Here is a 9,710-nt window from a genome sequence, read left to right as displayed (position 1 = left end):
CTCTACTGCACGCCTGAGAGACCCCCGACCCGCACCCCCCGATCCGCGCTAATCGCGGTTGCCGGAGTCGCGACAGAGAGACGCGAACCTCCCCTAGACCGCGGCGCGCAGGGTGACGCAAGACGAGGTTGCGCGCACGGATCAGCGCGCATCTCGAGCACGGGGCTCTCAGGCTGAAGCGTCGTTCATCCAGGTCTGTGAGGTTGCCAAGGGCGCCTTGCAGGCCACCCGAAAAGCCGGACGTATCCACGCGCAGGGCTCACGTATGCGGAGCTCGGTGCGTTGGAAGCGGTGCTGTCAGCGAGGTTCCGACAATCCATCGTTTTCCGCGCGCACGCCGTCTGAAGCGAGGTTCCATTGCAAACCTGGCTTCTTTGTGCTTTGAGGGGCCTTCCCAGGTCGTTGATAGGAGGACATGCTGATGGCAAAGAGCCAGCAAAACGCGCCGAAGCGAACCGTGAGCGTTTCCAACGCCCTCACCCACACGGGCCGCGTCTCGTTCCAGAAGATTCCGCCCGTACTCGACATCCCGAACCTCATCGAGCTGCAGCGAGACTCCTACCAGCAGTTCCTCACCGAGGGGATGCGGGAAGCCTTCCGTGACATCAGTCCCATCGAGGACTTCACGGGCAACCTCGTGCTGGAGTTCCTCGACCACTCCCTCGACGAGCCGACCTACTCCGAGGAGGAGTGCCGCGACCGCGACATGACGTATGCGCGGCCCCTCAAGGTCAAGGTGCGTCTCATCACCAAGGAAGGTGGCGAGATCAAGGAGGTCAAGGAACAAGACATCTTCATGGGTGACTTCCCCTACATGACCAACAAGGGGACGTTCATCATCAACGGCGCCGAGCGCGTCATCGTCTCGCAGCTCGTTCGCTCGCCCGGCATCTACTTCGAGAAGAACGATGACCCCACCGCGGCCCGCGAGACCTACAAGGCCCAGGTCATCCCCAACCGCGGCGCCTGGCTCGAGTTCGAGAGCGACGCCTCCGAGCTCGTGATGGTTCGCATCGACAAGACGCGCAAGCTGCCGGCAACGGTCCTCATCCGCGCCCTCGCGGCGTTCCCGCAGGTCACCCCCTGGGGAGACTCCGACGAGGACATCCTCAAGCTCTTCAACGACGATCCCGTCATCGTGAAGACCATGGCCAAGGATGGCGTCGACAACCACGAAGAGGCGCTCATCGAGATCTACCGCAAGCTGCGCCCAGGAGACCCGCCCAGCAAGGACAGCGCCAAGACCCTGCTGTCGAACCTGTTCTTCGATCCCAAGCGCTACAACCTGGCCAAGGTCGGCCGTTACAAGCTCTCCAAGAAGCTCGGGCTGAAGCTGGCGTGCAAGAACTGCGGCACCCTGCATCGTCCGGGACTCCACGACTGTCCGGACTGCGGCAAGGTCATGGAGTACGCGCAGATGCTCGATCCGCGCGACATCGTCTCGACCGTGCGCTACATCGTCCATCTCATCAACGGTGAGCAGAAGATGGAAGCCCTCGATGACACCATGTTCACCGTCGGGGTGATTCCCGACGACATCGACCACCTGGGCAACCGCCGCATCCGTGCGGTGGGCGAGCTTCTCCAGAACCAGTTCCGCGTAGGCCTGCTGCGCCTCGAGCGCGTCGTGCGCGAGCGCATGTCGGTGCAGGACATGGAGACCGTCACGCCCCAGGCGCTCATCAACATCCGTCCTGTGGTGGCAGCGATCAAGGAGTTCTTCGGCTCCTCGCAGCTTTCGCAGTTCATGGACCAGACGAACTCGCTGGCCGAGCTCACCCACAAGCGCCGCCTGTCTGCACTCGGCCCGGGCGGTCTGAGCCGTGAGCGCGCGGGCTTCGAGGTTCGCGACGTCCACTACTCGCACTACGGTCGCATCTGCCCCATCGAGACGCCCGAAGGTCCGAACATCGGACTGATCGGCTCCCTCGCGACGTACGGCCGCGTCAACGAGTTCGGATTCATCCGCACGCCCTACCAGAAGGTGGTCGACTGCCAGCTCGTCTACAACGAAGACGGCACCGTCAAGCACGAGTATCTCGGCGCTGACGAGGAAGACGATCACGTCGTCGCCCAGGCCAACACCCGACTCGATGAGAAGGGGAACATCCTCGACGAGCGCGTCGTCGTGCGCGCCAAGGAAGAGAGCAAGCGGGCAGGCGGCAAGGGCAAACCGCCCCAGATCGTCGACCGAGACGAAGTCGACTACATGGACATCTCGCCCAAGCAGATCGTGTCCATCGCGACGGCGCTCATCCCGTTCCTCGAGCACGACGACGCCAACCGCGCCCTGATGGGTGCGAACATGCAGCGTCAGGCGGTTCCCCTGCTGCGTCCCGATCCCCCCGTGGTCGGAACCGGCATGGAGTTCCGTTCGGCAAAGGACTCCGGCGCGCTGGTCGTTGCCGACGAAGACGGTCAGGTCGCCGCCGTCTCGGCAGAGAAGATCACCATCCGCACGGCCGACGGCCAGCTCAAGTCGAGCAAGCTGTCGAAGTTCAAGCGCTCGAACAGCGGCACATGCATCAACCAGCGCCCCATCGTGCGCAAGGGCCAGAAGGTGAAGGACGGCGACGTCCTCGCCGACGGCGCCTCGTCTGCCGACGGTGAGCTGGCGCTGGGTCGCAACGTGCTCGTGGCCTTCATGCCGTGGGAGGGCTACAACTTCGAAGACGCCATCCTCCTCAGCGAGGAGCTCGTCAGCGAAGACGTGTTCACCTCGATCCACATCGAGGACTACGAGTGCGAGGCCCGCGACACGAAGCTCGGCGCCGAGGAGATCACGCGAGACATCCCCAACGTGGGTGAAGACGCGCTCAAGGATCTCGACGAACGCGGCATCATCCGCATCGGGGCCGACGTTCGACCGGAAGACATCCTCGTGGGCAAGGTCACCCCCAAGGGCGAGACCGAGCTGACCGCCGAGGAGCGCCTGCTGCGCGCCATCTTCGGTGAGAAGGCTCGTGACGTGCGTGACACCTCTCTCAAGGTGCCGCACGGCGAGAAAGGCAAGGTGATCGATGTCAAGAAGTTCAGCCGTGACCAGGGCGATGACCTGGCGCCCGGCGTGAACAACCTGGTACGGGTCTACATCGCCCAGAAGCGCAAGATCCTCCAGGGCGACAAGATGGCGGGCCGCCACGGCAACAAGGGCGTCATCGCGCGCATCCTGCCTGTGGAAGACATGCCGTTCCTCCCGGACGGCACACCGGTGCAGATCGTTCTGAACCCGCTGGGCGTGCCCTCGCGCATGAACATCGGTCAGATCCTCGAGACGCACCTGGGTGGCGCGGCCAGCACCCTGGGCCTGAAGGTCGAGTGCCCGGTGTTCGACGGTGGCACGGAAGACGAGGTCAAGGAGTACATGAAGATCGCGCGCCTCAAGCGCGTGCTCAAGAGCCGTGGCCTCGACTTCTCGGCCGAGGAGATGCAGACCCTCGTCACCGACATCCTGCCGCTCGACGGCCTGAAGCAATACCTGCACAGCCACGGTCTGCCCAAAGCCACCACGGTGGAAGTCGAAGCCATGCTTGCGGCCGCCAAGCCTGCCGACGCAGTCAAGAAGGCCATCAAGCAGGCGGGCATCGCCCCTGCCGAAGACGAGATCAAGGCGGCACTCAATCCTCCTGCTCTCGAGGACCGTCTCCGCGACATCCTCAAGAGCCGCCGCCTGACCCGTTCCGATGACGAGGTCCGCGCCATCGTCGACTACGTCGAGCGCTGGAAGCAGATGCCGGAAGACGGCAAGACCACGCTCTTCGACGGTCGCACGGGTGAGGCGTTCGACTGCCGCATCACCGTGGGTCAGATCTACATGCTGAAGCTGGCCCACCTCGTTGACGACAAGATCCACGCTCGGTCGACAGGTCCATACAGCCTCATCACCCAGCAGCCTCTCGGCGGAAAGGCGCAGTTCGGTGGACAGCGCTTCGGCGAGATGGAGGTCTGGGCGCTCGAAGCCTACGGTGCGGCCTACACCCTTCAGGAGCTCCTGACGGTGAAGTCCGACGACGTGGTTGGCCGTGTGAAGACGTACGAAGCCATCGTCAAGGGCGAGAACGTGCTCGAGCCTGGTGTGCCCGAGTCGTTCAAGGTGCTCATCAAGGAGCTCCAGTCGCTCTGCCTCGACGTCAAGATCCTCTCGGGCGACAGTGTCAGCGGTCTCAAGGAGATCGAGCTGAAGGGCGTCGAGGAGCAGGACATCAAGGCGACGGCCCGCGAGCTCGGCCTCGACATCGGCGAGGAAGTGCTCAGCTCCCCCTAGCGCTCACCGCCACCACGCCGAGGGGGCGCGCTGATGTCTCAGCGCGCGCCTCTCGGCGTCTCCCCCACCCAATACCTTTCCTGACCCCGTTTTCGCAAGGAGTTCCGCAAGATGAGTATCGATGTAAACAACTTCGGGGCGATGAAGATCGGCCTGGCCTCTCCGCAGCAGATCAAGGAGTGGTCGTACGGCGAGGTCAAGAAACCCGAGACCATCAACTATCGCACGCTCAAGCCGGAGCGCGATGGCCTCTTCTGTGAGAAGATCTTCGGTCCGATCAAGGACTGGGAGTGCCACTGCGGCAAGTACAAGCGCATCCGCTTCAAGGGCGTCATCTGCGACAAGTGCGGCGTCGAGGTCACCCGCTCGAAGGTGCGCCGCGAGCGCATGGGCCACATCGAGCTGGCGTCACCTGTCACGCACATCTGGTACTTCAAGGGCGTGCCTTCGCGCATCGGCCTGCTGCTCGACATGTCGCCCCGCACCCTCGAAAAGGTCATCTACTTCGCATCCTACGTCGTCACCGACCCGGGAGACACCCCTCTGCAGGCGCGCCAGCTGCTGTCAGAGATGGACTATCGCGAGAATCGTGAGAAGTATCGCAATGGGTTCAAGGCGGCCATGGGCGCCGAGGCCGTTCGCGAGCTGCTGCTGTCCCTGAACCTCGACGAGCTGTACGACCAGCTGCGTGAGGACTTGCGCACCGTCTCGGGGCAGAAGCGCACGAAGGCCATCAAGCGACTTGAGGTTGTCGAGGCCTTCCGCAAGTCCGGCAACAAGCCGTCGTGGATGATCCTCGACGTGGTGCCGGTCATCCCGCCGGAGCTTCGCCCGATGGTGCAGCTCGACGGCGGCCGCTTTGCGACCTCTGATCTCAACGACCTCTATCGACGCGTCATCAACCGCAACAACCGCCTCAAGCGCCTGCTCGATCTCGGTGCTCCCGAGATCATCGTCAAGAACGAGAAGCGCATGTTGCAGGAGGCGGTGGATGCTCTCATCGACAACGGCCGCCGCGGTCGCCCGGTGACGGGTCCAAACAACCGCCCGCTCAAGTCGCTCTCCGACATGCTCAAGGGCAAGCAGGGTCGCTTCCGCCAGAACCTGCTCGGAAAGCGCGTCGACTACTCGGGCCGCTCGGTGATCGTGGTCGGCCCGAACCTCAAGCTCCATCAGTGCGGTCTGCCCAAGGAGATGGCGCTCGAGCTCTTCAAGCCCTTTGTCATGAAGAAGCTCGTCGACCACCAGCTCGTGCACAACATCAAGAGCGCCAAGCGCATGGTGGAACGCGTGCGTCCTGAGGTGTGGGACATCCTCGAGGAGGTCATCAAGGACCATCCCGTGCTCCTGAACCGCGCCCCGACCCTGCACCGCCTGGGCATCCAGGCCTTCGAGCCGGTGCTCGTCGAGGGCAAGGCGATCCAGATCCACCCGCTGGTCTGCACCCCCTACAACGCCGACTTCGACGGCGACCAGATGGCCGTGCACCTGCCGCTCTCCGCGGGAGCGCAGGCAGAAGCGCGCATCCTCATGCTCTCCGCCAACAACATCCTGCTGCCCTCGTTCGGCAAGCCAGCGATGGTGCCGTCGCAAGACATGGTGCTGGGCATCTACTACCTCACCATCGAGAAGTACGACTCGAAAGGTCAGGGCAAGCGCTTCTCCGACACCGACGAGGCCATCGCGGCCTATGAGGCCGGTGAGATCGAGCTCCAGGCCCCGATTCGCGTGCGCTACACCGAGCACAACGGATCGGTCTCGATGCTCGAGACCACAGTGGGACGAATCATCCTGAACCGCGCGATTCCGGTCGAGCTTGCGCAGAAGTTCCTCAACAAGACCATCGACAAGCGCGGCATGACAAAGTTCATCTCCGGCATCCACCGCGAGTTCGGAAGCGCGCGCACCGCGGTGCTGCTCGACAACCTCAAGCAGCTGGGCTTCCGCTTCGCCACCCGCTCTGGCAACACCATCGGTGTCGACGACATCCAGGTGCCGCCGGAGAAGCCCGCCATCCTGAAGAAGTCAGACGACCGTGTCGCGCTGCTCGACGTCTGGTTCCGCAAAGGCTGGATCACCGACGGCGAGCGCTACCGTCACATCAAAGAGATCTGGATGAAGGCCACCAACGACGTTGAGGCCGCCATGATGCGTCACCTCGACCGTCTCAATCCGGTCTACATGATGGCGACCTCGGGTGCCCGTGGCAACCCTGCACAGGTGAAGCAGATCGCCGGCATGCGCGGACTGATGGCCGACCCCTCGGGTCGCATCATCCCGCTGCCCATCCGCGCCAACCTGCGCGAGGGACTGTCGGTGCTCGAGTACTTCATCTCGACCCACGGCGCGCGTAAGGGCCTCGCCGATACAGCGCTTCGAACCGCTGACTCGGGCTACCTGACCCGTCGTCTCATCGACGTGTCACAAGACGTCATCATCCGCGAGAGCGATTGCCAGACCAGCCGCAGCATCCGCATGGAGGCCGTGGAGGACGGTGGTGACGTGATGGTGAGCCTGGCCGAGCGAATCAGCGGCCGCACCGCCGCTGAGGACATCGTGGTCGATGCCGACACCGGTGAGGTTCTGGCAGCCGCGCACACCGAAGTCCCCGACGAGGTGGGCGACATGGTCGAGAAGGCGGGCGGTGTCGTTGTGCACATCAGCGACGCGCGCAGCCGGCTCTCGTCGGAAGCCATCATTCACCCCACGCAGATGAACGACAAGGGCATGCCCCTGGTCATCGTCCGCGAGGGCGAGCGCATCACCGAAGAGACCGCCAAGGAGATCGCCGCTGCCGGCATCGAGATGGTGCGGGTCAAGACGGTGAAGATCCGCTCGGTGCTGACCTGCGGCGCTCGCTTCGGCCTGTGCATCAAGTGCTACGGCCGAAACCTCGCCACCGGCAAGCCGGTTGAGATCGGTGAGACTGTGGGCATCATCGCCGCCCAGTCCATCGGTGAGCCTGGCACGCAGCTCACCTTGCGCACCTTCCACACCGGTGGTACCGCTTCCGAAGACATCATCACGGGTCTTCCCCGCGTCGAAGAGCTCTTCGAGGCGCGCAAGCCGAAGGGCTTCGCAGTGATGAGCGAGCACGAGGGCGTCGTGTCCATCTCTGAAGAGAAGCGGCAGCGCAAGATCACCATCAAATCGACAAGCGGCGGCGATACCTCGCACCTCGTGCCCTTCTCGGCGCGACTGCTGGTACGCGAAGGCGACCACATCGAGGCCGGCGAGCAGCTCGTCGACGGCCCGCTCAACCCCCACGACGTGCTCCGCGTGCGCGGCGTCGAAGAGGTGCAGAAGTACCTCGTCAACGAGGTGCAGCACGTGTACCGCTCACAAGGCGTGGACATCAACGACAAGCACGTCGAGACCATCGTGCGGCAGATGCTGCGCAAGGTGAAGATCGAAGACGCGGGCGACACCGTCATCCTGCCGGGCGCCCTCGTCGATCGATCTATCGTCGAAGAGGAGAACCGCAAGCTCCGCGAGCGCAAGAAGCAGACGGGCGACGACGTTCACATGGCGACCACCAAGGACGTGCTCATGGGCGTGACCAAGGCATCGCTGGCGACCGACTCGTTCCTCTCCGCAGCTTCGTTCCAGGAGACGACGCGGGTGCTCACCGAGGCCGCCATCAACGGCAAGATCGATCCGTTGCTGGGCCTCAAGGAGAACGTCATCATCGGCAAGCTCATCCCTGCGGGAACGGGCATGCCGCGCTATCGCAACATTCCCATGGAAACCGACGAGGTGGAGCAGCCGCCCTACTTCGGGGGTTACGATGGGGACGGCGTGCAGATGTACTCCGAAGAGGACGAGGCCGGCGGCTACGGTCAGGAGGCCTATACCGAAGGCGACGGTGAAGCGTACGCCGAAGGTGATGAGTACGCCTACGCCGCGACAGACGAGGAATGATCGGCCACTGTGCGTCACGGCGATAGCGCTGTGATGCACTTCCCCCAAGACCGATGACGAGACGGCGGCGCTCCTGACCGAGCAGCCGCCGTTCTCGTTCAGCGCACTCCGAGCAGAGAGGATGCCACATGCCTGAAAAAGTGATCGAGCAGCTCATCGTGGCCCTCGCCAGCGGCGCCTTCACGTTCGTAGGCCTCACGCTCCTCTACCGCCTGCTGTACAAGCGACAGCAGTGGCGCTCGCACCTCTTCGAGGTGGTGCTCACGAAGGTGCGCACCTGGGTCTATCTCACCTGCATCGTGCTGAGCATAAAGGTCACGACGACCTTGCTCCCGCAGGCACACCTGCTTCATCAAGACCTCGACCTTCTCGCCTCCTACGCCCTCATCACCATGGGGGGAACGCTCGGCATCGAGATCGTCTGCGCATTCTTCTTCGATTACGTGCTGGCCGACGTGCGACGCATCGAGATCCCGACGCTCTACCGCGACATCACGCGGTTTGCGCTCTACACGTTGCTGCTCGGCGCCCTGTTCACCCTGCTCGGCTTCGACGTGCGAGCGCTCGTCACGGGCGGTACGGTGCTCACCCTGGTCATCGGCTTCGCCACACAGGAATCACTCGGAAACGTCTTCGCCGGCATCTTCCTCCACGGCTCTCGGCCGTTCACGCGGGGCGACTGGATCAAGCTCGGCGAGCGCGAGGGCCAGGTCGACAAGGTCGAGTGGCGGGCCACGACGATACGCACCCGAGAGGGTGACTACGTTGTCTACCCCAACGCCATGCTGGCCAAGATGGACATCACCAACTTCTCGGCGCCCAGCCCTCAGCACGCGCTGCAGGCCAGTGTGAACGTCGACTACAAGCACTCCCCCAACAAGGTCAAGAAGGTCATGATCGAGTGCGCTCTCAAGACCCCGAAGGTGCTCACAAATCCAGCTCCCGTGGTTCATCTGCGGGCCTTCGAGGATTCCGCCGCGTCTTATCGCATGAAGTTCTGGATCGACGACTTCACAGACGCACCGAACATCCACTCCGCGGTCATGGAGAAGATCTGGTACCACTTCAGACGCGAGGACCTCGAGATCCCCTATCCGATTCGAACGCTGCACGTGCACCGACGCCAGCGGGTCGACAGGGAGGGGCTGAACTTCAAGCTGCTCAAGCACGTCGACTTCCTCTCTGAGTTCTCGGAGCACGACCTGAAGCACCTGGCTGCTCGCCTCAAGGTGGTGACCTACGCCACGGGAGAGGCGGTCATCAAGCAAGGCGACGCTGGCCGCTCGTTCTACATCGTGAAGGAAGGGCGGGTGGAGATTCAGGCCAGGAATGCCGAAGGTGTCATGTTCTTCACGAAGGAGCTGGGGCCCGGGGCCTTCTTCGGAGAGATGTCGCTCCTCACGGGAGACCCGAGAACCGCCACCGTGGTGGCCCTCGAGGAGTCCGAGCTCCTCCGGCTCGACAAGGAGGCGTTCCGCAAGATCATGGAGGAGAACCCACGCGCTGAAGAGCTCATCTCCACGAT

Annotated in this window: 3 protein-coding genes; all 3 read left to right on the top strand. The window is 63.4% G+C overall.

The features are described from left to right. The first annotated feature begins 421 nt into the window (after window positions 1–421). Window positions 422–4,264, top strand: a complete 3,843-nt coding sequence (gene rpoB / locus EB084_12670; protein NDD29110.1) for a DNA-directed RNA polymerase subunit beta — start codon at window positions 422–424, stop codon at window positions 4,262–4,264. 111 nt (window positions 4,265–4,375) lie between these two features. Continuing rightward, window positions 4,376–8,185 carry a DNA-directed RNA polymerase subunit beta' gene (gene rpoC / locus EB084_12665; protein NDD29109.1) on the top strand — a complete coding sequence of 1,270 codons (3,810 nt, stop codon included), beginning with the start codon at window positions 4,376–4,378 and terminating at the stop codon, window positions 8,183–8,185. Window positions 8,186–8,325: 140 nt separating this feature from the next. Further along, the coding region (locus EB084_12660; GenBank protein ID NDD29108.1) for a hypothetical protein at window positions 8,326–9,710 on the top strand (1,385 nt) is incomplete at its 3' end.

Source organism: Pseudomonadota bacterium (genome assembly GCA_010028905.1).
Classification (GTDB): domain Bacteria; phylum Vulcanimicrobiota; class Xenobia; order RGZZ01; family RGZZ01; genus RGZZ01.
Note: the sequence above shows the minus strand (reverse complement) of the source record. Positions and strands in the feature narration are given on the sequence as shown.

What these genes read in the sequence shown, in the direction of transcription:
- rpoB (NDD29110.1), top strand. Translation starts at nt 422, where the DNA reads ATGGCAAAGAGCCAGCAAAACGCGCCGAAGCGAACCGTGAGCGTTTCC.
- rpoC (NDD29109.1), top strand. Translation starts at nt 4,376, where the DNA reads ATGAGTATCGATGTAAACAACTTCGGGGCGATGAAGATCGGCCTGGCC.